This window comes from Phytopseudomonas daroniae (assembly GCF_004327275.1).
Taxonomy (GTDB): domain Bacteria; phylum Pseudomonadota; class Gammaproteobacteria; order Pseudomonadales; family Pseudomonadaceae; genus Aquipseudomonas; species Aquipseudomonas daroniae.
Genome location: NZ_QJUJ01000008.1, coordinates 30,254 through 53,470 on the forward strand (window position 1 = coordinate 30,254; position 23,217 = coordinate 53,470).

Sequence of the window (23,217 nt, forward strand, 5' to 3'; positions counted from 1 at the left end):
CCGCCCCCGACACCCGGTTGAACCTGTGCCCGGTTCAACTGCCCGAATCCTAGTGTTCATGGTTTAGCCATTTGGAGCCCCGCATGCCGATCAAGGTCGAAGATTACTACCCACGCGAAACCTTCAACAAAATGAAGGCGTTCGCTGACCAGCATGAAACCCCGTTCGTGGTGATCGACACCGCGATCATCAGCCAGGCCTATGACGACCTGCGCGCCGGTTTCGAATTCGCCAAGGTGTACTACGCCGTCAAGGCCAACCCGGCGGTGGAAATCATCGATCTGCTCAAGGACAAGGGCTCGAATTTCGACATCGCCTCGATCTACGAACTGGATAAGGTGATGAGCCGTGGCGTTGGCCCGGAGCGCATCAGCTACGGCAACACCATCAAGAAAGCCCGCGACGTTCGCTACTTCTATGAGAAGGGCGTGCGCCTGTTCGCCACCGACTCGGAAGCCGACCTGCGCAACATCGCCAAGGCCGCGCCGGGCTCGAAGATCTACGTGCGCATCCTCACCGAGGGCTCGACCTCGGCTGACTGGCCGCTATCGCGCAAGTTCGGCTGCCAGACCGACATGGCCATGGATCTGCTGATTCTCGCCAAGCAACTGGGCCTGGTGCCGTACGGCATTTCCTTCCACGTGGGTTCGCAGCAGCGCGATATCGACGTGTGGGACGCCGCCATCGCCAAGGTCAAGGTGATCTTCGAGCGCCTGAAGGAAGAAGACGGCATCGTGCTGCAGATGATCAACATGGGTGGCGGCTTCCCGGCCAACTACATCACCCGCACCAACAGCCTGGAAACCTACGCCGAGGAAATCATCCGCTTCCTCAAGGACGACTTCGGTGACGAGCTGCCGGAGATCATCCTCGAGCCGGGCCGTTCGCTGATCGCCAACGCCGGTATCCTGGTCAGCGAAGTGGTGCTGGTGGCGCGCAAGTCGCGTACCGCCGTCGAGCGCTGGGTGTACACCGATGTGGGCAAGTTCAGCGGCCTGATCGAAACCATGGACGAAGCCATCAAGTTTCCCATCTGGACAGAGAAGAAGGGCGAGATGGAAGAAGTGGTCATCGCCGGCCCGACCTGCGACAGCGCCGACATCATGTACGAGCACTACAAGTACGGCCTGCCGCTGAACCTGGCCAGCGGTGATCGCCTGTACTGGCTGTCCACCGGTGCCTACACCACCAGCTACAGCGCCGTGGAGTTCAACGGGTTCCCGCCGCTGAAGTCCTTCTACCTGTAAGCCCTGCCGCTACAGCAGACGCCCGCACTTGTTGCGGGCGTTTTTGTTTCTGTGCGCTGGCCCGCTACCGGTTGGCATTGGCGCCTTGCCAGGGAGAAGGGGGCAGCGCGAGAATGCAGACACTTCTCTGCGGTATTTAAGGATCCCCGATGCCCGATCCCGTTGCAGCCGGCCTGCGCCTGGCGCCTGATGCACTCACTCGTCCCTTCTCGCCTCAGCAGTTCGCCTTCACCACCACCGATGATCTGGAGCCTTTTCGCGGCGTGCTTGGCCAGGAGCGTGCCGTCCAGGCGCTGCAATTCGGCGTGGCCATGCCGCGCCCCGGCTACAACGTATTCGTCATGGGAGAGCCGGGCACCGGTCGCTTCTCCTTCGTCAAACGTTATCTGCGAGCCGAGGGCAAACGCCTGGAAACCCCGCCGGATCGGATCTACGTCAATCACTTCGACGAACCTCGCGAGCCGCGCGCCGTGGAACTGCCAGCCGGTACCGCTGGCGAGTTCATCGCAGACATCAACGTCCTGATCGACAACCTGCTGGCGACCTTCCCGGCCGTGTTCGAGCACCCGTCGTTCCAGCAGAAGAAAAGTGCCATCGACCGTGCCTTCAACAAGCGTTACGACCAGGCGCTGGACGTCATCGAGCGGCTGTCTCTGGAGCGTGGCATCGCCCTGTACCGTGACAGCACCAACATCGCCTTCACACCGATGCTCGAAGGCAAGGCCGTGGACGAGACCGAGTTCGCCCAGTTGCCGGAAGCGGATCGCGAACGCTTCCACGCCGATATCGCCGCGCTGGAGGAGCGTCTCAACGAGGAGCTGGCCAGCCTGCCGCAGTGGAAACGCGAGTCGAGCAACAAGCTGCGTCAACTGAACGAGGAGACCATCACCGTCGCGTTGCAGCCGTTGCTGGCACCACTGTCGGAGAAGTACGCCGAGAATGCTGGCGTCTGTGCCTACCTGCAGGCGATGCAGGTGGATTTGCTGAAAAGCGTGGTCGAGCTGCTCATCGAAGTGGAAAAGGCCGACGCCCAGACCCGCAAGCTGCTCGAGGAGCTGTACGTCCCCAGCCTGATCGCCGGTCACCACACTGACGGTGGCGCACCAGTGGTGTTCGAGCCTCACCCGACTTACGACAACCTGTTCGGCCGCATCGAATACAACACCGATCAGGGCGCGCTTTATACCAGCTATCGTCAACTTCGCCCGGGTGCCTTGCACCGCGCCAATGGTGGCTTCCTGATCCTCGAGGCAGAGAAATTCCTTGGCGAGCCTTTCGTCTGGGAAGCACTGAAACGCGCCTTGCAGTCACGCAAGCTGAAGATGGAGTCGCCGCTGGGTGATCTGGGCCGCATCGCCACGGTCACCCTCAACCCGGAAACCATCCCGCTGCAGCTCAAGGTGGTGATCATCGGCTCGCGTCAGCTGTATTACGCCCTGCAGGACGCCGATCCGGACTTCCAGGAGATGTTCCGGGTGCTGGTCGATTTCGACGAGGACATCCCGCTGGCGGACGACAGCCTGGAGCAGTTCGCCCAACTGATGAAAACCCGTACCACCGAAGAAGGCATGGCGCCGCTGAGCGCTGCAGCGGTGGCACGCCTGGCGACCTACAGTGCACGTCTGGCCGAACACCAGGGGCGGTTGACGGCACGCATCGGCGATCTGTTCCAACTGGTCAGCGAGGCGGACTTCATCCGCAACCTGGCCAATGAAGCGGTCACCGATGCCGACCATATCGAACGTGCCCTCAAGGCCAAGGCTACGCGCACCGGACGGGTTTCGGCGCGGATCATCGACGACATGCTGGCCGGCATCATCCTCATCGACACCGCTGGCGCGGCCATCGGCAAGTGCAACGGCCTGACCGTGCTCGAAGTCGGCGATTCGGCCTTTGGTGTACCGGCGCGGATCTCCGCCACCGTGTATCCGGGCGGCTCGGGTATCGTCGACATCGAACGCGAGGTCAACCTCGGCCAGCCGATCCACTCCAAGGGTGTGATGATCCTCACCGGTTTTCTCGGCAGCCGTTACGCCCAGGAGTTTCCGTTGGAAATCTCCGCGAGCATCGCCCTGGAGCAGTCCTACGGCTACGTGGATGGCGACAGCGCCTCGCTCGGTGAGGTCTGCACGCTGATCTCCGCCCTGTCGCGTACGCCGCTCAAGCAGTGTTTCGCCATCACCGGCTCGATCAACCAGTTCGGCGAGGTGCAGGCGGTTGGCGGGGTCAACGAGAAGATCGAAGGCTTCTTCCGCCTGTGCGAAGCGCGTGGCCTGACCGGCGAGCAGGGCGCGATCATCCCGCATTCCAACGTCTCCACGCTGATGCTCGACGAGCGCGTGCTGCAAGCCGTGCGCGCCGGCCAGTTCCACGTTTATGCGGTACGTCACGTGGACGAGGCGCTGAGCCTGCTGGTCGGCGAAGACGCCGGCACGCCGGACGACAAGGGCCGCTTCCCGGCTGGCAGCGTCAATGCCCGGGTGGTCGAGCGGCTGCGTGAGATCGCCGAGATCGGCATGGGCGAGGAGGAGAAGCCTGAGCAGGCCAAGGAAGCGCTCACCGCCGCTCTACCGAAAAAGGCGCCGAGAAAGCCGCGGGAGAAAAAAACGTCGGTCGAGTGAGTCGGACGCGGGCGAGCTGATCAATTCATGAACGCCTCGCCCGCGGCTACCCAGCATGGTCGATGCCCGCGCTTGCTCACCTGTCATGCACAGAGTTATCCACAGGTTCTGTGAATAAAGCCTGCCTTTGCCAATAGGGGCTACGGGTGTAGGCTGCAAGTCTGTGCCTGCGAGGATTGCCGCCATGTCGCGTAGCCTCTGCCTGACCCGTGAGTACCTGGGCGTGACCACCCGTATCGAATGCGCGGTGCTGCCGCTGGCGGGTGACCAGGGTCTGTGGACATTGATCTGCATCGCTGGCATGTCTGCCAGACAACCCTCCGCCATCAAGGCGCAAGGCCCATTCCACGGGCCTTTGGTGGTCGAAGAGATTCTTGACGAGATCGCCGAAAGCCTGGCAGGCCAGGGCTATGGTGCCTGCAACGAACCGCTGATCTGGCGTGTGCATGCCCAGGCGGAGTTGCGCCGCCTCAACGGTGACAGTGGTCATTCGCGCGTTGTCCATCTGTCCTGGCCCGAGAGCTGAGCGGGAGGCGCGCCGGGCGCTTTTCTAAGGCACTGACCCGCCACGCTGCGGCGTTGCGCCGCAGTTCTTATCCACAACGGGCATTACAGCCATGATTGGCGTTATATAGGCGCTTTTCAGCGGGCGAGGGTGGCTTGTCCACGCTCTGGCGTTGGGTATACTCGCGCGCTGTTTCAATCATTTGTGAGAATCCATGGAACGCTTTATCGAAAACGCGATGTACGCATCGCGCTGGCTGCTGGCCCCCATCTATTTCGGTCTGTCGCTTGGCCTGCTGGCACTGGCATTGAAGTTCTTCCAAGAGGTTTTCCATATCCTGCCCAACGTCTTCGCCATGGCCGAAGCGGATCTGATCCTGGTACTGCTGTCGTTGATCGACATGGCCCTGGTTGGTGGCTTGCTGGTGATGGTGATGATCTCCGGCTACGAGAACTTCGTCTCGCAACTGGACATCGACGACAGCAAAGAGAAGCTCCACTGGCTGGGCAAGATGGACTCCAGTTCGTTGAAGATGAAGGTCGCTGCCTCCATCGTGGCGATTTCCTCCATCCACCTGCTGCGGGTGTTCATGGACGCGCGCAACCACGATACCGATCACCTGATGTGGTACGTGATCATCCACTTGACCTTCGTCGCTTCGGCGTTCGCCATGGGTTATCTGGACAAGCTGACCAAGCACGACTGACTGGCGGCGTGATCGATGACGCCCGGCTCTCCAGTGGAGAGTCGGGTGTTTTTGTCTGCGTGGCGAAAAGCATGGCGTGCTGGCCCTGCTATCGAGGGCATGCCATGGCTTTGCCCGCATTGCTGCGTTCGGTTCGCCTGAACCGCCGCTACCAGGGCGCGGGGCTCGGCCAGAACCGTGATAGGCTAGCCGGCCTTTTTTCCAGCTTGCGGAGCGGCGATATGTCCGAACTCAATCTTTCCACTGACGAAACGCGCGTCAGTTACGGCATTGGCCGTCAACTCGGTGGCCAACTGCGTGACAACCCGCCGCCCGGCGTTAGCCTGGAGGCCGTGCTGGCAGGTCTGGCCGATGCGTTCGCCGGCCAGGAAAGCCGTGTCAGCGAGACCGAGCTGTCGGCCAGCTTCAAGGTGATCCGCGATGTCATGCAGGCCGAAGCCAAGGCCAAGGCCGACGCGGCTGCCGGCGCTGGCCTGGCTTTCCTGGCCGAGAACGCCAAACGCGAAGGCATCACCGTGCTGGAGTCGGGTCTGCAATACGAAGTGCTGACCGCAGGCGAGGGTGCCAAGCCATCGCGCGAAGACAGCGTGCGCACCCACTACCACGGCACCCTGATCGACGGCAGCGTATTCGACAGCTCCTACGAGCGCGGCCAGCCGGCTGAATTCCCGGTGGGTGGCGTGATCGCCGGCTGGACCGAAGCCCTGCAACTGATGGGAACCGGCAGCAAATGGCGCTTGTACGTGCCGAGCGAACTGGCTTACGGCGCTCAGGGCGTTGGCAGCATCCCACCGCACAGCGTGCTGGTGTTCGATGTCGAGTTGCTCGACATCCTGTAAGTACTCGCGGCGTGGCGCCTTTTGTTTAGGGCGCTGCGCCACCTCGCTCCAAAGAGCGAGGCAGTCGGCACATGTCATGGGCGCAAGGCCCGGGCATAGCAATGCAGGAACAGGTTGCGTACCAGTTCCTTGAGCACCAGCGGCTCGCTGGAGTTCAGTTCGTGCAGATCCAGATCACCCTGTTTGCGCAGCTCATCCAGCGCTTCTTCTTCAAGAACGGCGCAGACTTCGCCCGTTTCCCGATGCAGGATGCGCAGATAGGGATGGGGGCGATCCAGCCAGGCATCTATCAAGTAAGTCATGCTCATCATCTCCCTGTTCAGTGGTAGATATGAGAATAATTCTTATTACGTTAATAGCAAGCTTTAATCGTGGCCTTTCGTCGATCCAGCCATCGGAAGCAATTTGCAACGTTGCTAGCGATGGCCATCAACAATGGCAGGCCATAAAAATGGCCGGGAGCCATTTTTAACGTCGCGTGCGACGGCCCGAAGGGTGGCCGCCAGGGATGGCGGGCCATAAAAAAGCCCGTCACTGGGACGGGCTCCGATAAGCTGTGTAAGCCTCAGTGGGTGCGGGCCACGGCGAAGTGGCTCAGTTCCACCAGAGCATCGCGGTACTTGCTGGCAGGCAGGGCTTCCAGGCAGGCGATGGCGCGTTCGGCGTAGTCGCGTGCCAGGTTGGCTGTGTAATCCAGGGCGCCGGCCGCTTCCACGGCATTGCGGATGCTTTCCAGGTCTTCCAGGCCGCCTTTCTGAATCGCCTTGCGCACCAGTGCCGCCTGCTCGGGCTGGCCTTCGCGCATGGTGTAGATCAGTGGCAGTGTGGGTTTGCCTTCGGCCAGGTCGTCACCGACGTTCTTGCCCAGCGTGGCAGCATCACCTTTGTAGTCGAGCAGATCGTCGACCAACTGGAAGGCGACACCCAGGTGATCGCCGAAATTACGCAGTGCTTCGTTCTGTTCGGGCGTGGCCTCAGCCAGCGCAGCGGCGCTCTGGGTCGAGGCCTCGAACAGCATGGCGGTCTTGCCGCGGATGACTTCCATGTAGGTTTCTTCGGTGGTGCTGGCGTCGCGGATCTTCGACAGCTGCAGCACTTCGCCTTCGGCGATCACCCGCGTGGCTTTGGAGAGGATCTTCATCACCGGCATCGAGCCGAGTTCGACCATCATTTCGAACGAGCGCGAATAGAGGAAGTCGCCAACCAGTACGCTCGGCGCATTGCCCCATTGTGCGTTGGCGGTGCTGCGGCCACGGCGCATATCGGACATGTCGACCACATCGTCATGCAGCAGCGTGGCGGTGTGCAGGAACTCGATGGTGGCAGCCAGCAGGCGCAGCCGATCATCGCTCAGGCCGAGGGCCTTGCCACTGAGCAGCACGAGCAGCGGACGCAGGCGTTTGCCACCAGCGGAAATGATGTAGTCGCCGATCTTCTCGACCAGCGGGACGCGGGAAACCAGCTGTTGACGGATAATACCGTCGACCGCGGTAAAGTCATCCGCTACCACACTGTAAAAAGCCTGGGGTTGCATCAGCGACACGTGCTCCTTCTGGGTTGCGCGGCATGTTAGGTGCTGTTGAGGTTTCAGCGCAAGCCGAAGGGGCTGCCGAGACGGTAGCGACTCCAGGTGCCGTGATCGGAGCCGTCAAGGGGAGCGTTCATGGCGCTTGCGCAGCTCCAGGGGCTTGCGTACAATCGCGCACCCTGAACTTCCCCCTGGGTATTTCCCTGCCTTACGCAATTGCAAGGGTGTCCTTCCGGCCCCGAGCAGCCATGCCAGCCGACACTTATTCCTATAAAGCGCTGGGTGAGCAGGATTAACGGAGATTTACCATGTACGCAGTAATTGTTACTGGTGGCAAGCAATACAAAGTCACCGAAGGCGAATACCTCAAGGTCGAGAAACTGGAAATCGCCACTGGCGAAGCCGTTACTTTCGACCGCGTGTTGCTGATCGGCAACGGTGACGACGTGACCATCGGCGGTCCAGTCATCGAAGGCGCCAAGGTGTCGGCTGAAGTCGTTTCGCAAGGTCGTCACGATAAAGTCACCATCATCAAGTTCCGTCGCCGTAAGCACCACATGAAGCGTCAGGGCCACCGTCAGTGGTTCACCGAGATCAAAATCACCGGTATTCAGGCCTGATTCGTTTCGCCTGAACCCTTTATAGGAGTATTGAACTCATGGCACACAAAAAAGCTGGCGGTAGTACCCGCAACGGTCGCGACTCAGAAGCCAAACGCCTTGGCGTGAAGATGTATGGCGGCCAGAAAATCATTCCTGGCAACATCATCGTGCGTCAGCGCGGCACCCAATTCCACGCTGGTTACGGCGTCGGCATGGGTAAGGATCACACCCTCTTCGCGAAAATCGAAGGCGTGATCAAGTTTGAAGTAAAAGGCGCCTTCGGTCGTCGTTACGTGAGCGTCGTCGCGGCCTGATCGCGAAGTTGCTGGAAAAGCCCCGTCCTGCGACGGGGCTTTTTTGTTTCTGTATCCTATGGCGTGGCGATTGGGTTTCCTGATGTGTTGGGAGCAATGAGTCGCGCAGTGCGTGGGTTCTTGCCAAACTGTCCTGGTTGAATGCGGGCGGTTTCAGGGCAATTTTGCAAGCACCCGGTGTTCCTTGTTTCAGTGACCCGCGTTTATTGCGGGAGGCGTATCCATGAAATTCGTCGATGAAGTATCGATTTTTGTAAAGGCCGGTGACGGCGGCAACGGTTGCATGAGCTTCCGTCGGGAGAAGTTCATCGAGAACGGTGGTCCCAACGGTGGTGATGGTGGTGACGGCGGCTCGGTTTACATGCTGGCCGACGAGAACCTCAATACCCTGGTCGACTACCGCTATACCCGTCGCTTCGATGCCGAGCGCGGCTCCAACGGTGGCAGTACCGATTGCACCGGGCGCAAGGGCGAGGATCTGGTCTTGCGCGTACCGGTTGGCACCACGGTGATCGATGCCGGTACCCAGGAAGTGATTGGCGACCTGACCAAAGCCGGTCAGCGCCTGCTCGTCGCTCAGGGCGGCTGGCACGGCCTGGGCAACACGCGCTTCAAATCCAGCACCAACCGTGCACCGCGGCAAACCACGCCGGGCAAGCCGGGTGATGCCCGTGATCTCAAGCTGGAGCTCAAGGTGCTGGCGGATATCGGTCTGCTCGGCCTGCCCAATGCCGGCAAGAGTACCTTCATTCGTTCGGTGTCCGCTGCCAAGCCGAAAGTTGCCGACTACCCGTTTACCACGCTGGTGCCGAACCTGGGTGTAGTCAGCGTCGATCGTTACAAGAGCTTCGTCATCGCCGACATTCCTGGTCTGATCGAAGGTGCGTCTGACGGTGCCGGTCTCGGTATTCGCTTCCTCAAGCACTTGGCGCGTACCCGTCTGTTGCTGCACCTCGTGGACATGGCCCCGTTGGATCTGACCGATCCGGCCGAGTCGGCCGCGACCATCGTCGACGAGTTGACCAAGTTCAGCCCGGCGCTGGCCGAGCGTGACCGCTGGCTGGTGCTCAACAAGGCCGACCAGATGCTCGAAGAAGAGCATGAGGCGCGTGTGGCCGAGGTAGTGGCCCGGCTCGACTGGAAAGGCCCGGTCTACGTGATCTCCGCGCTGGCGCGCGAAGGTACCGATCAGCTGTGCTACGACATCATGGATTACCTGGAAGCCCGTTCCGAGCGAATTGCGGAAAATCCGCAATTCGCCGCCGAACTCGCCGAGCTCGATCAGCGCATCGAAGACGAAGCGCGCGCTCAGCTGCAGGCGCTGGACGATCAGCGTGCACTGCGCCGTTCCGGCGTCAAGGCGGTCGGTTCGACCGATGATGACGACAGCTTCTGGGACGAAGAAGATGACGAGGATGGCCCGGAAATCATTTACGTCCGGGATTGATTGGACGACCGACGCCGCTTTTTAGCGGCGTTTTTGTAAGTTCGGCCGTTGCCGTCGGTGATGGCTTGCGAAAGTACGCTTCTGGCTAGGGTTGGAAAACATGCGTGACAAGGTAAGTGGTGCGCAGCGCTGGGTGGTGAAGATCGGCAGTGCCTTGCTGACGGCTGATGGTCGTGGTCTGGATCGTGCCGCCATGGCGGTGTGGGTCGAGCAGATGGTGGCGCTGCGCGCGCAGGGCGTGGAGCTGGTGCTGGTATCGTCCGGCGCGGTGGCGGCAGGAATGAGCCGTCTCGGCTGGACGGCGCGACCCAGTGCCATCCACGAGCTGCAGGCCGCGGCCGCCATTGGCCAGATGGGCCTGGTGCAGGCCTGGGAGTCGAGTTTCGGCGAGCATGGACGTCGCACCGCACAGGTTCTGCTGACCCATGACGACCTGTCCGATCGCAAGCGTTATCTGAACGCACGCAGCACCTTGCGTACCCTGGTCGATCTCGATGTGGTTCCGGTGATCAACGAGAACGATACCGTGGTGACCGACGGCATCCGCTTCGGTGACAACGACACCCTGGCGGCGCTGGTGGCCAACCTGGTGGAAGCCGACCTGCTGGTGATCCTCACCGACCGCGACGGCATGTTCGACGCCGACCCGCGTACCAATCCTGCCGCTCAACTGATCCACGAAGCGCGTGCCGATGATCCGGCGCTCGATGCCGTTGCCGGCGGTGTCGGCGGCGCGCTGGGGCGTGGCGGCATGCAGACCAAATTGCGCGCGGCGCGACTGGCGGCGCGCTCCGGGGCGCACACCGTGATCGTTGGTGGCGCCATCGAGCAGGTGCTGGCGCGCCTCAAGGCGGGCGAGCTGCTTGGTACCTTGCTGATTCCCGAGCGTGGCATGCTGGCGGCGCGTAAACAGTGGCTGGCCGGGCATCTGCAAACCCGTGGCACCCTGGTGCTGGATGCTGGCGCGGTGAAAGCGCTGGTATCCGACCGCAAGAGCTTGCTGCCGGTCGGCGTAAAGGCGGTGCAGGGCAGCTTCCGTCGCGGTGAGATGGTGGTGTGCGTGGCGCCGGATGGTCGTGAGATCGCCCGTGGCCTGGCCAACTACAGTGCGTTGGAAGCACAGAAAATCATCGGTCGCCCCTCGGATGAAATCGAGCGGTTGCTGGGGTACGTCGATGAGCCCGAGCTGGTGCATCGCGATAATCTGATTCTGGTCTAAAAGCAGCTTCAAGCTTCAAGCGAAGAGGGGGCTTGTCTGTGTTCATTGAGGGGTTCGTATGAAGGCAGGATGGCTTGGCATGTTGTGCGCGTTGCCGCTGTGGGTGTCCGCCGAGCAGATTGGCGAAGTGTCCACGGTGTTCAAGTGGATGGGGCCCAACGACAAGATCGTGGTCGAGGCTTTTGACGATCCCAAGGTGTCGGGCGTGACCTGCTACCTGTCGCGAGCCAAGACTGGCGGCGTGAAAGGTGGCCTCGGCCTGGCGGAGGATCGCGCCGAGGCGTCGATTGCCTGTCGTCAGGTCGGCCCGATCAGCTTCGCGGGCGAGCTCAAGGATGGCGAGGAAGTATTCCGCGAGCGTACCTCGTTGGTCTTCAAGACCATGCAGGTGGTGCGGTTCTTCGACCAGAAGCGCAATACCCTGGTGTATCTGGTCTACAGCGACCGGATCATCGAAGGCAGTCCGCAGAATGCGGTGACCGCCATTCCGATTCTGCCCTGGCCGGAAGCGGGTTGATTCCCTGGGCGAGCGACGGGCTCTTTAAAGGCCCTCGCTCGCTCCAGGTTCGTGAGCATCCGCCCACAAGCCGTTTTCCGTTGGTGATTTTCAGATTCGGAAGCGTGCGACGAGCGTGTTGAGATCCACGGCCAGGCGCGAGAGCTCCTGGCTGGCGGCGCTGGCCTGGTTGGCGCCGGCGGATGTCTGCAGTGACAGGTCGCGAATGTTCACCAGGTTGCGATCGACTTCCCGGGCGACCTGAGCCTGCTCCTCCGATGCACTGGCGATCACCAGATTGCGTTCGTTGATCATCGCGATCGCTTCGGTGATCTGTTCCAGTGCGGTTCCGGCACCTTTTGCGACTTCCAGCGTCGAGCGTGCTCGATCATTGCTGTTCTGCATGGCGGCAACGGTTTTTTCGGTGCCCACCTGAATGCCGCCGATCATGCCCTCGATTTCCTGGGTCGATTGCTGGGTGCGGTGCGCCAGGGCGCGAACCTCGTCGGCGACCACTGCGAATCCACGCCCGGCATCGCCAGCCCGTGCTGCCTCGATGGCGGCGTTGAGAGCCAGCAGATTGGTCTGTTCGGCAATCGAGCGAATCACGTCGAGCACCTTGCTGATCTCACGAATCTGCTCGGCGAGCTGTTCGACTTCGCTGGAGGTGGTTGTCACATCCTTGGTCAACTGGCTGATCGAGTCGACGGTTTCGCGTACCTGCTCACGGCCTCGCAGTGCGGTGGTGTTCGATTGCTGAGAGGCTTCCGAGGTGCTCACCGCATTTCGCGCCACTTCTTCCACGGCGGCGGTCATCTCGTTGACAGCGGTGGCGGCCTGTTCGATTTCGGTGCTCTGCTGGTGCAGGCCGCGGGTGGAGTCCTCGGTGACCGCATGCAGTTCCTCTGAGGCCGACGCCAGCTGATTGGATGAGTCGGCAATGCTCTGGATGGCGGCGTGCAGATTCTTCTGCATGGCCTGCAGGGCGGTCATCAGGCGAGCCGGCTCGTCTGTGCCTGTCACCTGAATGCTCTGGGTCAGGTCGCCGGTAGCGATGACTTCGGCTACGCGCAGAGATTCGCCCAGTGGGCCGACGATGCTGCGGGTCAGTACCACGGCCAATAGCACGGTCAGGGCAATGCTGATGATCAGCGTGGTGATGACCATTTTTTCGGCGTTGTGGAAGGCGGCCTGGCTGGCATTCGTGGACTGCATGGCGCCATCATTGTTGAAGTGTGAGAGGTTTTTGAGCGCGGCGGCCAATCCGTCGGCGTAGGTTGATAGCGGCCCGGTAGCGAGCTGCGTGGCTTCGTCGATGCGGCCGGCGCGTGCCGCAGACACTACCTGTTGCTGCAGGTTGGAGTATTCGCCGTAGGCTTTGCGGAGTTGCTCGAATAGCGCTTGCTCTTGTGGCCCGCTGACGAGCTTGGCGTAGGTATCGAATTGACCCGGAACGGATTGTGCGATGCCATCGATCACGGCGAGGGTGCTTTGCCGCTCGGATTCGTTTGTCAGCAAGGCGCTCCTCAGCGTCAGGGCTCGGATGCGCCCTATGCTGGTGGCCAGTCCTTCGGTAGAGACCAGGGATGGCAGCCAATTGTCGCGGATTTGATCCGAGGCGGCATTCATGCGGTTCATCTGCGACAGCGCGAAGAGCCCGAGCCCCAGCAGCAGGGTTGCCAGTAATGCGAACGCCAGACCGGCGCGTTTTCCAATATCCAAACCTCTTAACCACATAGCGGAGTTCCTTCCCGTTTTCCGTGCACCATGCCACGGATGACTTTCACCGTATCGGCAGGAGGGTCTTTTGCTTGACTGGATTGTCTTGTGAGCGAGAGGGCTGGTGCGAGGCCTGCCAGGTGGAGGAAGGCGGCGTCTCTACTTTTCCATAGGCAATAAAAAACCGACCCTGAGGTCGGTTTTTCATGAAACGGGTAGTTTAAGCAGCAGCTTGGCTGAGTGCTTTAACATGACCGTTCAGGCGGCTCTTGTGACGAGCGGCCTTGTTCTTGTGGATGATGCCTTTATCGGCCATACGGTCGATAACAGGCACAGCCAGAACGTAAGCAGCTTGTGCTTTTTCGTGGTCTTTGGCGTCGATAGCCTTGACTACGTTCTTGATGTAGGTACGAACCATGGAGCGCAGGCTGGCGTTATGGCTACGACGCTTCTCAGCCTGTTTTGCGCGTTTTTTGGCAGAAGGTGTATTGGCCACCGTCAAGCTCCTCGAAAACTAAGGGGTTACAGACAAATAAGGCCGCGAATCATGCAGGCGAGCGAAGCACTTGTCAAGGTCGATACTTGGTCAGTCGTCGTAGAGCCGTTGCAAGAAAGGATGCTTTATCAGGCCGGCGATTCTACACTCCTGGCCCGCACTTGTGGCGTTGCACCTTCGTGCGGTGTCGCGGTCTGTTGCTGGCGCGTGACGAGCGTTGCGCGTGTGGATCAAGTAAACGCTGATTGAGCATCCCTGCCGAATGAATCTTCTCAAGTCGCTGGCCGCGGTCAGCTCCATCACCATGCTGTCGCGGATTCTCGGTTTCGTGCGCGACACCATCATGGCCAGGATCTTCGGTGCGGGCATCGCCTCGGATGCCTTCGTGGTGGCGTTCAAACTGCCCAACCTGCTGCGCCGTATTTTTGCCGAGGGTGCCTTTTCCCAGGCCTTCGTGCCGATCCTGGCGGAGTACAAAACCCAGAAAGGCGAGGAGGCGACTCGTACTTTCGTCGCTTATGTGGCCGGCCAACTGACCCTGGTGCTGGCACTGGTGACGCTGCTTGGCGTGCTGGCTGCACCCTGGATCGTCTGGGCGTCGGCACCGGGCTTCAGCGACAACCCCGAGCGTTTCGAGCTGACCAGCGATCTGCTGCGGGTGACCTTTCCTTATATATTCCTGATTTCGCTGTCGTCCTTCGTCGGTGCGTTGCTCAACACCTGGAACCGGTTCGCCGTACCGGCTTTCGTGCCGACGCTGCTCAACGTCAGCATGATTTTCTTCGCTCTGTTTCTGACGCCTTATTTCGACCCGCCGATCATGGCCATGGGCTGGGCGGTGCTGGTCGGCGGATTGCTGCAGCTGCTTTATCAACTGCCTCATTTGCGCAAGATCGGCCTGCTGGTACTGCCGCGCCTCAACCTGCGCGATAGTGGGGTGTGGCGGGTGTTGCGGCAGATGGGCCCGGCGATCCTCGGCGTCTCGGTGGCGCAGATTTCCCTGATCATCAATACCGTGTTCGCCTCCTTTCTGGTGGCTGGCTCGGTATCGTGGATGTATTACGCCGACCGCCTGATGGAGCTGCCCGCCGGAGTGCTGGGTGTGGCGCTGGGCACCATCCTGCTGCCGTCGCTGGCGAAGACTCATGCCGCGCAGGATCCTGCCGCCTACTCGAAACTGCTCGATTGGGGCCTGCGCCTGTGCATTCTGCTGGCGCTGCCCTGTGCGCTGGCCTTGGCGTTGCTGTCCGAACCGCTGGTGGTGGCGCTGTTCCAGTACGGAAAATTCACCGCCGCCGATGCCGACATGACCCAGCGCGCCTTGCTTGCCTATTCGGTGGGGCTGCTCGGCATGCTGTTGGTCAAGGTGCTGGCGCCGGCGTTCTACGCCCGCCAGGACATCCGCACGCCGGTGCGCATCGCCATGTTCACCCTGCTGATGACGCAGGTGATGAACGTGCTGTTCGTGTTCGTCATCCCGCTGGCCCATGCCGGCCTGGCCCTGGCCATCGGTCTGGCGGCCTGCCTGAATGCCGGCCTGCTGTTCTGGAAATTGCGTGCACGCGGCTTCTATCAGCCGCAACCCGGCTGGGGCCTGTTTGCCGGCAAGCTACTGGCGGCGGTGCTGGTGATGGTCGCGGTGTTGCTTGGCATGCTGTGGCTGATGCCGGCCTGGAGCGAGGGCAATATGTTGCAGCGCTTGCTGCGCCTGGGGGCGCTGGTGGCTGCTGGGGCGCTGAGCTATTTCGCGGTGCTGGGTATTCTCGGTTTCCGTCTGCGTGATTTCGCCCGTCGTTCGGTTGGCTGAGTGGGCGTGTCGTGCTAACAGTAATAGAGCACCGTATCAGCCTACCCGGCGCCAGCCGCTGTGCGTATAATTGGCCACTTTGTGAGCAAGAAGCGCGTTATGCAGCTGGTTCGAGGCCTTCATAATCTGCGGCCCCAGCATCGGGGCTGTGTCGCCACCATCGGTAATTTCGACGGCGTTCACCGTGGCCACCAGGCGATTCTGGCGCGTTTGCGTGAGCGTTCTGCGGAGCTGGGCGTACCGAGCTGCGTGGTGCTGTTCGAGCCGCAGCCGCGTGAGTATTTCGATCCCAAAGGTGCACCTGCGCGACTGAGTCGTCTGCGTGACAAGCTCGCCTTGTTGGCTGCCGAAGGCGTCGACCGCGTGCTGTGCCTGGCCTTCAACCCGCGCTTGCGTGAGTTGAGCGCAGCCGAGTTCGTGCAGCGCGTATTGCTCGATGGCCTTGGCGTTCTGCATCTTGAAGTGGGTGACGATTTCCGCTTCGGTTGCGACCGTGCCGGCGATTTCGCCTTTCTGGCCGAAGCTGCGCAGCGTGAAGGCTTTACCGTCGAGGCGGCCAAGACCGTGGAGATCGATGGCCAGCGCGTCAGCAGTACCCGCGTGCGTGAGGCTCTTGCCAGTGCTGACTTCAAGGGCGCCGAGGACATGCTCGGGCGGCCGTTCCGGATCGTCGGGCGAGTGCTGCACGGACAGAAGCTCGGTCGTCAGTTGAATGCGCCAACCGCCAACGTGCAGCTCAAGCGCAAGCGCGCACCGCTGACCGGGGTCTACCTGGTCAGCGCCGAGATAGATGGCCGGCCATGGCCCGGCGTCGCCAACATTGGCGTTCGCCCCAGCGTGGCCGGTGACGGGAGCGCCCACCTCGAGGTGCACCTGCTGGATTTTGCCGGCGACCTGTATGGCCGGCGTTTGACGGTGGCATTCCACCACAAGCTGCGCGATGAGCAGCGTTTCGCCTCACTCGAGGCACTGAAGACGGCAATTGCTGCCGATATTGCCGCCGCCCGCGCCCATTGGCACGGCCAACCGCTTAAGTGAAGAGCCGAGATGACCGACTATAAAGCCACGTTGAATCTTCCAGATACCCAGTTCCCGATGAAGGCCGGCCTGCCGCAGCGCGAGCCGCAGATCCTGCAGCGCTGGGACGAGATTGGTCTGTATCGGAAGCTGCGTGAGATTGGCGCAGACCGGCCGAAGTTCGTCCTGCACGACGGCCCGCCCTATGCGAACGGCAGCATCCATATCGGTCACGCGCTGAACAAGATCCTCAAGGACATCATCACCCGCTCCAAGACCATCGCGGGCTTCGATGCGCCATACGTACCGGGCTGGGATTGCCATGGTCTGCCGATCGAGCACAAGGTCGAAACCACCTTTGGCAAGAATCAGCCGGCCGATCTGACCCGTGAACGCTGCCGTACCTACGCCGGCGAGCAGGTCGAAGAGCAGAAGGGCAACTTCATCCGCCTTGGTGTGCTGGGCGAGTGGAACAACCCCTACCTGACCATGAACTTCGCCAACGAGGCCGGCGAGATCCGCGCTCTGGCGGAGATCGTCAAGAATGGCTTCGTGTTCAAGGGCCTGAAACCGGTCAACTTCTGCTTCGACTGTGGCTCGGCACTGGCCGAGGCCGAGGTCGAATACCAGGACAAGAAGTCCGATGCCATCGACGTCGCCTTCCCGGTCGAAGACGCCGACAAGCTGGCCGCCGCCTTCGGTCTGGCCAGCCTGAGCAAGCCGACCAGCATCGTCATCTGGACCACCACGCCCTGGACCATCCCGGCCAACCAGGCGTTGAACGTTCACCCGGAATTCACCTACGCCCTGGTGGATGTCGGCGATCGCCTGCTGCTGCTGGCCGAGGAAATGGTCGAGAGCAGCCTGCAGCGTTACGGCCTGCAGGGCGAAGTGATCGCCACTGCGCAAGGCAGCGCCCTGGATCTGATTCGCTTCCGTCATCCGTTCTACGAGCGCTTCTCGCCGATCTACCTGGCCGAGTACGTCGAACTGGGCGCCGGTACCGGTATCGTCCACTCCGCACCGGCCTATGGCGAGGACGACTTCCGTACCTGCAAGCAGTACGGCATGAGCAACGACGACATCCTCAATCCGGTGCAGAGCAATGGCGTCTACGCCGAGTCGCTGCCGTTCTTCGGCGGCCAGTTCATCTGGAAGGCCAACCCGAACATCGTCGCCAAGCTCGAAGAAGTCGGTGCGCTGCTCAAGCACGAGGCGATCAACCACAGCTACATGCACTGCTGGCGCCACAAGACGCCACTGATCTACCGTGCCACAGCGCAGTGGTTCATTGGTATGGATAGGGCCGCTTCCGGTCGGGTCGCGTCAGACAAGCAGCCGAACGAGGGCGCCACCCTGCGTGAGCGCTCGCTGGCTGCCATCGAGGAAACCAAATTCGTTCCGGCCTGGGGCCAGGCGCGTCTGCACAGCATGATCGCCGGCCGTCCCGACTGGTGCATCTCGCGCCAGCGAAACTGGGGCGTACCGATCCCGTTCTTCACTCACAAGGAAAGCGGCGAGCTGCACCCGCGTACCGCCGAGCTGATGGAACAAGTGGCGCAGCGCGTCGAGCAGGAAGGCATCGAAGCCTGGTTCAAGCTCGACACCGCCGAACTGCTGGGTGACGAAGCCAGCCAGTACGACAAGAGCCGCGACACCCTGGACGTCTGGTTCGACTCCGGTACCACCCACTGGCACGTGCTGCGCGGCTCCCACGCCGAACTGGCGCATGCCAGCGGGCCGGCCGCTGACCTGTACCTGGAAGGCTCCGACCAGCACCGCGGCTGGTTCCATTCCTCGCTGCTGACCGGTTGTGCCATCGATGGTCATGCGCCGTACAAGGAACTGCTGACTCACGGCTTCACCGTCGACGAGCAGGGCCGCAAGCAGTCCAAGTCACTGGGCAACGTGGTCGCGCCGCAGAAGGTCATCGACAGCCTGGGTGCCGATATCCTGCGCCTGTGGGTCGCCTCCACCGATTACTCGGGCGAGATGGCCGTCTCCGACCAGATCCTGCAGCGCAGCGCCGATGCCTACCGGCGTATCCGCAACACCGCGCGCTTCCTGCTCTCCAACCTCAGCGGCTTCGATCCGGCGCAGCACCTGCTGGCCCCCGAAGACATGCTGGCCCTGGATCGCTGGGCCGTGGATCGCGCCCTGCTGCTGCAACGGGAGATCGAAGAGGCCTACACCAGCTATCGCTTCTGGAACGTGTACCAGAAGGTGCACAACTTCTGCGTGCAGGAGCTGGGTGGCTTCTACCTCGACATCATCAAGGATCGTCAGTACACCACCGCCGCCGACAGTGTGGCGCGTCGTTCCTGTCAGACCGCCATGTTCCATATCGCCGAAGCGCTGGTACGCTGGATCGCGCCGATCCTGTCGTTCACCGCGGACGAGATCTGGCAGTACCTGCCGGGCGAGCGCAACGAGTCGGTGATGCTCAACACCTGGTACGAAGGCCTGAGCGAGCTGCCGGCCGGCTTCGAGCTGGATCGCGCCTTCTGGGATCGCGTCATGGCGGTCAAGACCGCGGTCAACAAGGAACTGGAGAACCAGCGCAGTGCCAAGCTGATCGGCGGCAATCTGCAGGCCGAAGTGACCCTCTACGGTGAAGAGTCGCTGGTCACCGACCTGACCCGCCTGGGCGACGAGCTGCGTTTCGTGCTGATCACCTCGGGTGCCAGCCTGGCGCCTCTGGCCGCCGCACCGGCTGACGCGGTGCAGACCGACGTCAGCGGGCTGAAGCTGAAGATCGTCAAATCCGGCCTGACCAAGTGCGCCCGCTGCTGGCACTTCTGCGCCGACGTCGGTAGCCATGCCAACCATCCGGACATCTGTGGTCGTTGTGTGGACAACATCGATGGCAAGGGCGAGGTGCGCCAGCATGCATAAGGCTCTGGCCCGCACCGTGGAGATGCATTGATGAGCGCGCGTTTTGGCAAACTCGGCTGGGTCTGGCTGAGCGTCGTGGTATTCGTGGTCGACCAGGTGACCAAGTTCTGGTTCGACAACAACCTGTCGATGTACGAGCGCATCGTGGTCATCCCCGACTACTTCAGCTGGACGCTGGCCTATAACACCGGCGCGGCCTTCAGCTTCCTGGCCGGTGCGTCCGGCTGGCAGCGCTGGTTGTTCACCCTGATTGCCGTGGTGGTCAGCGTGGTGCTGGTGGTCTGGCTCAAGCGTCTGAAGTCCGACGAAACCTGGCTGGCCGTCGGCCTGGCCCTGGTGCTCGGCGGCGCGCTGGGCAATCTGGTCGATCGCGTGGTGTTCGGCCATGTGGTCGACTTCATTCTGGTGCACTGGCAGAACCGCTGGTATTTCCCTGCGTTCAACCTGGCCGATAGCGCGATCACCGTCGGTGCCGTGCTGCTGGCGCTGGATATGTTCAAGAGCAAGAAGTCGGAAGAAGAGGTGGCGCGTGACTGATGTACGTGTCGGCCCGGATCGGCAGGTAACCCTGCATTTCGCGCTGAAGCTGGATAACGGCGATGTAGTTGACAGCACCTTCGACAAACAGCCGGCCACCTTCAAGGTCGGCGATGGCAACCTGCTGCCGGGTTTCGAATCCGCGCTGTACGGTTTCAAAGCGGGCGACAAACGCACCGTCACGGTACTGCCGGAGCAGGGCTTCGGTCAGCCCAACCCGCAGAACGTGCAGGTCATGCCGCGTTCGCAGTTCCAGGATATGGAACTGTCGGATGGGCTGCTGGTGATCTTCAACGATGCTGCCAACACCGAACTGCCGGGCGTGGTCAAAGCCTTCGATGACGCCCAGGTGACCATCGACTTCAACCACCCGCTGGCTGGCAAGACGCTGAGCTTCGAAGTCGAGATCATCGACGTCCAGGCGATTTGACGATGCGTCGTCGAACGAGCCGGACATTCCTCGCGAAAGCGCTGTCTATCGCGTAAGTTCTCCAGAGCTTACGCGTTACACTTTCCACTCAAGCTTCCCGTGCCGAGCGTTCCATGCATATCAAACTCGCCAATCCCCGAGGCTTCTGCGCCGGTGTCGACCGAGCCATCGAGATCGTCAATCGCGCTCTCGAGGTGTTCGGCCCGCCGATCTACGTGCGTCACGAAGTGGTGCACAACAAGTTCGTGGTCGAGGATCTGCGTGCTCGCGGCGCGATATTCGTCGAAGAACTGGATCAGGTGCCCGATGACGTCATCGTCATCTTCAGCGCCCACGGTGTGTCCCAGGCCGTGCGCAACGAAGCCAGCAACCGCGGCCTGAAAGTGTTCGACGCCACCTGTCCGCTGGTCACCAAGGTGCACCTGGAAGTGGTGCGCTACAGCCGTGACGGCCGTGAGTGTATCCTGATCGGCCATGCCGGCCACCCGGAAGTCGAAGGCACCATGGGCCAGTACGACGCCAGCAATGGCGGTGCCATCTACCTGGTCGAAGACGAGAAGGATGTCGCCACGCTGCAGGTACGCAACCCCGATTCCCTGGCCTTCGTCACCCAGACCACCCTGTCGATGGATGACACCAGCAAAGTCATCGATGCCCTGCGCGAGCGCTTCCCCAATATCGGTGGGCCGCGCAAGGACGACATCTGCTATGCCACCCAGAACCGTCAGGATGCAGTCAAACAATTGGCCGACGAGTGCGACGTGCTGCTGGTCGTCGGTAGCCCCAACAGCTCCAACTCCAATCGCTTGCGTGAGCTGGCCGAGCGGATGGGAACCCCGGCCTACCTGATCGACGGCGCCGAAGACCTCAAGCGTGAGTGGTTCGAAGGCGCGAAGGGGGTTGGCATCACCGCCGGCGCCTCTGCTCCTGAAGTACTGGTGCGCGGCGTGATCGCCAAACTTGGCGAGTGGGGCGCCAACAACGTCCAGGAACTCGACGGCCGCCCGGAGAACGTGACCTTCTCCATGCCCAAGGAGCTGCGCCTGAAAGCGGTGTAGCTTGGTGCTGTCTGCGAACGAAGCCAGGACATCTGTCCTGGCTTTTTTCATTGTGCTCCCGGCACTGAGAGGTGTAGGGATGCTCATGCGGAAGGCAGCAGGGGCATGCCAGGTTGCGAGACTGAAGGCCCGAACAACCAATACCCAGAGCAGGACGGTTGAGCTCAGTATCGTTGAAGTGCCTGCAGCGACTCAGCCGGTCAATTCAATGAGCCTGCAAAGCGAATGGGCTCCCTGGGCGGTGATGAGCGTTCGCCCAGGTCGAGACGCCAATATCCAACGTCATGCCACGCGCCGTGCTTGTAGCCCACCTCAGGAAACGTCCCGATATGGCGGAATCCCATCCGTTCGTGAAGGCCGACACTGCCGTCGTTGGGTAAGGCAATGCCAGCATAGGCCGAGCGATAACCCAGGTTCTTCAGAATCGGCAGCAGGGTTTCATACAGCCCACGACCGACCCCGCTACGACGCGCATTCTCTGCAATGTATACCGTGGCATCCACAGCCCACCGGTAAGCCGCGCGAGCGCGATGCTGACCCGCATAGGCATAGCCGACAATACAACCATCGCGTACCGCCACCAGATATGGGTAGGCCTCTAGCGTCGACAGTATCCGCAGGCGCATCTCGTCAACCGATGGCGGTACTTCTTCGAATGACGTGGCGGTGTCGAGCACCACAGGCGCGTAGATGGCCTGGATCGCTTCGGCGTCCGTCGGGGCGGCTACCCTGATATCAATCATCATTGGGCCCCCAAATTGTTCGTTGGTTGAGGCGAGCATACAACTGTTCGGCAGTCTCCTTGCGCTCGGAATAACGATCCACGAGGAAATCCTTCTGGTCGCGCAGCAGCAGCAGGGTGAACTTCACCAACTCTTCCAGCACATCGACAACCTGGGCGTAGTGGAAAAACGGTTTCATTCTGCCGTCGGTCTCGAACTCCATGTATGCCTTGAGTGCCGAGGATTGATTTGGCACCAAGAGCTAGAAGGATCAGTCGATTTGCGCTTTGACTACCGCGGACATCGCATCATGCCGCTCGGGAGAGCACCAACGATCCAGCGCTTAAGTTTTGGCTAACGAGATTCAGGCCCAAATCAAAGTCGCGTTAGGGATCGACTCCAGAGTGGCTTCTTTCAAGACCTCTGTAGCCTCGGCTAAAGTCTGACGGGCTGCTTCATCCACCAGCCGCTCGTTACGGATTTTGGTCGTGACTTCAGTAATCACAACCTGGGGAAAGTTGATCAGGCTAGCCCGAACAGCCCACAGAGCCTCGCTAAGCTGATGCTGTGCTCTGCTTCCACCTGTAAAGGTTGGTGAGGCCGTGATCGTGAGAGTCGGCTTTCCCTTCAGCGGGGAGGGGCGATCCAGGCAGGAGAGCCAATCAAGGGCATTCTTGATCACCCCTGACATGCTATGGCTGTACTCGGGAGATGCGATCACCAAGCCGTCAGCGTCATTCACTGCGTCGCGCAGCCCTTTTACGGAGGCAGGTGGCTCCTCCCCATCCAGGTCTGCGTTGTAGAGTGGAATGTCGTTGAGGTCGTAGACATTCAGCTTAACGTCCGAGGGTAAGAGTTCCGAGGACAGGGTATGCAGGACAACGGAGTTGCTGGACTGCTGTCGAAGGCTTCCGCACAACCCAAGTAGCCGTATCTTTCTCATTATTGTTCTCCTAATCACGGTGCTGCTTACGCTTTGTCGCGCGGTTGGAAGAATGGCACATGGATCGCT

General features: G+C 61.2%; 22 protein-coding genes and 1 pseudogene. 16 read left to right on the top strand and 7 right to left on the bottom strand.

Annotated elements, in window-relative coordinates:
* The first annotated feature begins 83 nt into the window (after positions 1–83).
* The 5 genes from DNK10_RS17890 to bamJ all read left to right on the top strand — a co-directional run bounded on the left by DNK10_RS17890 (position 84) and on the right by bamJ (position 5,918).
* Positions 84–1,247 (top strand): type III PLP-dependent enzyme, encoded by a 1,164-nt coding sequence (locus tag DNK10_RS17890; RefSeq protein WP_131180144.1) that lies wholly within the window; start codon positions 84–86, stop codon positions 1,245–1,247.
* A gap of 149 nt (positions 1,248–1,396) precedes the next feature.
* The gene (locus DNK10_RS17895) at positions 1,397–3,868 is read left to right on the top strand and encodes a Lon protease family protein (RefSeq protein WP_131192488.1); all 2,472 of its coding nucleotides are present in this window, start codon (positions 1,397–1,399) and stop codon (positions 3,866–3,868) included.
* A 184-nt stretch (positions 3,869–4,052) separates the two neighbouring features.
* On the top strand, positions 4,053–4,394 hold the full coding sequence (locus tag DNK10_RS17900; RefSeq protein WP_131180146.1) for a PA4575 family protein: 342 nt from the start codon (positions 4,053–4,055) through the stop codon (positions 4,392–4,394).
* A gap of 193 nt (positions 4,395–4,587) precedes the next feature.
* Positions 4,588–5,079: a TIGR00645 family protein gene (locus DNK10_RS17905; RefSeq protein ID WP_131180147.1), complete on the top strand. Its 492-nt coding sequence runs from the start codon at positions 4,588–4,590 to the stop codon at positions 5,077–5,079.
* Between the two features lie 221 nt (positions 5,080–5,300).
* Positions 5,301–5,918 carry a BamJ family beta-barrel-assembly machinery protein gene (gene bamJ / locus DNK10_RS17910; protein ID WP_131192489.1) on the top strand — a complete coding sequence of 206 codons (618 nt, stop codon included), beginning with the start codon at positions 5,301–5,303 and terminating at the stop codon, positions 5,916–5,918.
* A gap of 74 nt (positions 5,919–5,992) precedes the next feature.
* On the opposite strand, the gene DNK10_RS17915 is transcribed toward bamJ, so the two are convergent.
* Both DNK10_RS17915 and DNK10_RS17920 read right to left on the bottom strand, forming a co-directional pair.
* The gene (locus DNK10_RS17915) at positions 5,993–6,220 is read right to left on the bottom strand and encodes a PA4570 family protein (protein WP_131192490.1); all 228 of its coding nucleotides are present in this window, start codon (positions 6,218–6,220) and stop codon (positions 5,993–5,995) included.
* Between the two features lie 263 nt (positions 6,221–6,483).
* Entirely contained in the window at positions 6,484–7,452 is a 969-nt protein-coding gene (locus DNK10_RS17920) for a polyprenyl synthetase family protein (protein WP_131180150.1), read from the bottom strand.
* 302 nt (positions 7,453–7,754) lie between these two features.
* Here DNK10_RS17920 and rplU point away from each other — a divergent pair, with 302 nt between their 5' ends.
* The 5 genes from rplU to DNK10_RS17950 all read left to right on the top strand — a co-directional run bounded on the left by rplU (position 7,755) and on the right by DNK10_RS17950 (position 11,545).
* Positions 7,755–8,066, top strand: coding sequence for a 50S ribosomal protein L21 (gene rplU / locus DNK10_RS17930; protein WP_042556304.1), 312 nt, complete (start codon positions 7,755–7,757; stop codon positions 8,064–8,066).
* Between the two features lie 38 nt (positions 8,067–8,104).
* Entirely contained in the window at positions 8,105–8,362 is a 258-nt protein-coding gene (gene rpmA, locus DNK10_RS17935) for a 50S ribosomal protein L27 (RefSeq protein ID WP_042556305.1), read from the top strand.
* Positions 8,363–8,585: 223 nt separating this feature from the next.
* Positions 8,586–9,809, top strand: a complete 1,224-nt coding sequence (gene cgtA / locus DNK10_RS17940) for an Obg family GTPase CgtA (RefSeq protein ID WP_131180152.1) — start codon at positions 8,586–8,588, stop codon at positions 9,807–9,809.
* 100 nt (positions 9,810–9,909) lie between these two features.
* The gene (gene proB / locus DNK10_RS17945; RefSeq protein ID WP_131180153.1) at positions 9,910–11,028 is read left to right on the top strand and encodes a glutamate 5-kinase; all 1,119 of its coding nucleotides are present in this window, start codon (positions 9,910–9,912) and stop codon (positions 11,026–11,028) included.
* A 58-nt stretch (positions 11,029–11,086) separates the two neighbouring features.
* The gene (locus tag DNK10_RS17950) at positions 11,087–11,545 is read left to right on the top strand and encodes a CreA family protein (protein ID WP_131192492.1); all 459 of its coding nucleotides are present in this window, start codon (positions 11,087–11,089) and stop codon (positions 11,543–11,545) included.
* Between the two features lie 90 nt (positions 11,546–11,635).
* Here the strand turns inward: DNK10_RS17950 and DNK10_RS17955 are convergent, their stop codons facing one another.
* Positions 11,636–13,261 carry a methyl-accepting chemotaxis protein gene (locus DNK10_RS17955; protein ID WP_131192493.1) on the bottom strand — a complete coding sequence of 542 codons (1,626 nt, stop codon included), beginning with the start codon at positions 13,259–13,261 and terminating at the stop codon, positions 11,636–11,638.
* Positions 13,262–13,463: 202 nt separating this feature from the next.
* Positions 13,464–13,739, bottom strand: a complete 276-nt coding sequence (gene rpsT / locus DNK10_RS17960; protein ID WP_042556309.1) for a 30S ribosomal protein S20 — start codon at positions 13,737–13,739, stop codon at positions 13,464–13,466.
* A 262-nt stretch (positions 13,740–14,001) separates the two neighbouring features.
* Here rpsT and murJ point away from each other — a divergent pair, with 262 nt between their 5' ends.
* The 6 genes from murJ to ispH all read left to right on the top strand — a co-directional run bounded on the left by murJ (position 14,002) and on the right by ispH (position 21,483).
* Entirely contained in the window at positions 14,002–15,546 is a 1,545-nt protein-coding gene (gene murJ, locus DNK10_RS17965) for a murein biosynthesis integral membrane protein MurJ (RefSeq protein WP_131192494.1), read from the top strand.
* Positions 15,547–15,645: 99 nt separating this feature from the next.
* The gene (gene ribF, locus DNK10_RS17970; protein WP_131180157.1) at positions 15,646–16,584 is read left to right on the top strand and encodes a bifunctional riboflavin kinase/FAD synthetase; all 939 of its coding nucleotides are present in this window, start codon (positions 15,646–15,648) and stop codon (positions 16,582–16,584) included.
* A gap of 9 nt (positions 16,585–16,593) precedes the next feature.
* Positions 16,594–19,458 carry an isoleucine--tRNA ligase gene (gene ileS / locus DNK10_RS17975; protein ID WP_131192495.1) on the top strand — a complete coding sequence of 955 codons (2,865 nt, stop codon included), beginning with the start codon at positions 16,594–16,596 and terminating at the stop codon, positions 19,456–19,458.
* Positions 19,459–19,488: 30 nt separating this feature from the next.
* Complete coding sequence (lspA, locus tag DNK10_RS17980) at positions 19,489–19,995, top strand: signal peptidase II (protein ID WP_131180159.1); 507 nt, start codon at positions 19,489–19,491, stop codon at positions 19,993–19,995.
* Positions 19,988–20,425, top strand: coding sequence for an FKBP-type peptidyl-prolyl cis-trans isomerase (locus tag DNK10_RS17985; RefSeq protein ID WP_131192496.1), 438 nt, complete (start codon positions 19,988–19,990; stop codon positions 20,423–20,425). The genes lspA and DNK10_RS17985 overlap by 8 nt, the downstream gene beginning before the upstream one ends.
* 113 nt (positions 20,426–20,538) lie before the next feature.
* Complete coding sequence (gene ispH, locus DNK10_RS17990) at positions 20,539–21,483, top strand: 4-hydroxy-3-methylbut-2-enyl diphosphate reductase (protein WP_131180161.1); 945 nt, start codon at positions 20,539–20,541, stop codon at positions 21,481–21,483.
* 200 nt (positions 21,484–21,683) lie between these two features.
* Here the strand turns inward: ispH and DNK10_RS17995 are convergent, their stop codons facing one another.
* The 3 genes and pseudogenes from DNK10_RS17995 to DNK10_RS18005 form a co-directional block, all read right to left on the bottom strand.
* Positions 21,684–22,229, bottom strand: a complete 546-nt coding sequence (locus DNK10_RS17995; RefSeq protein ID WP_165496009.1) for an arsinothricin resistance N-acetyltransferase ArsN1 family B — start codon at positions 22,227–22,229, stop codon at positions 21,684–21,686.
* Positions 22,219–22,536: pseudogene (locus DNK10_RS18000) on the bottom strand (arsenical resistance protein ArsH); the annotation flags it as partial. The pseudogene DNK10_RS18000 and the gene DNK10_RS17995, both read right to left, overlap by 11 nt.
* A 33-nt stretch (positions 22,537–22,569) precedes the next feature.
* Complete coding sequence (locus DNK10_RS18005) at positions 22,570–23,148, bottom strand: NADPH-dependent FMN reductase (RefSeq protein WP_131192497.1); 579 nt, start codon at positions 23,146–23,148, stop codon at positions 22,570–22,572.
* Positions 23,149–23,217: the final 69 nt, after the last annotated feature.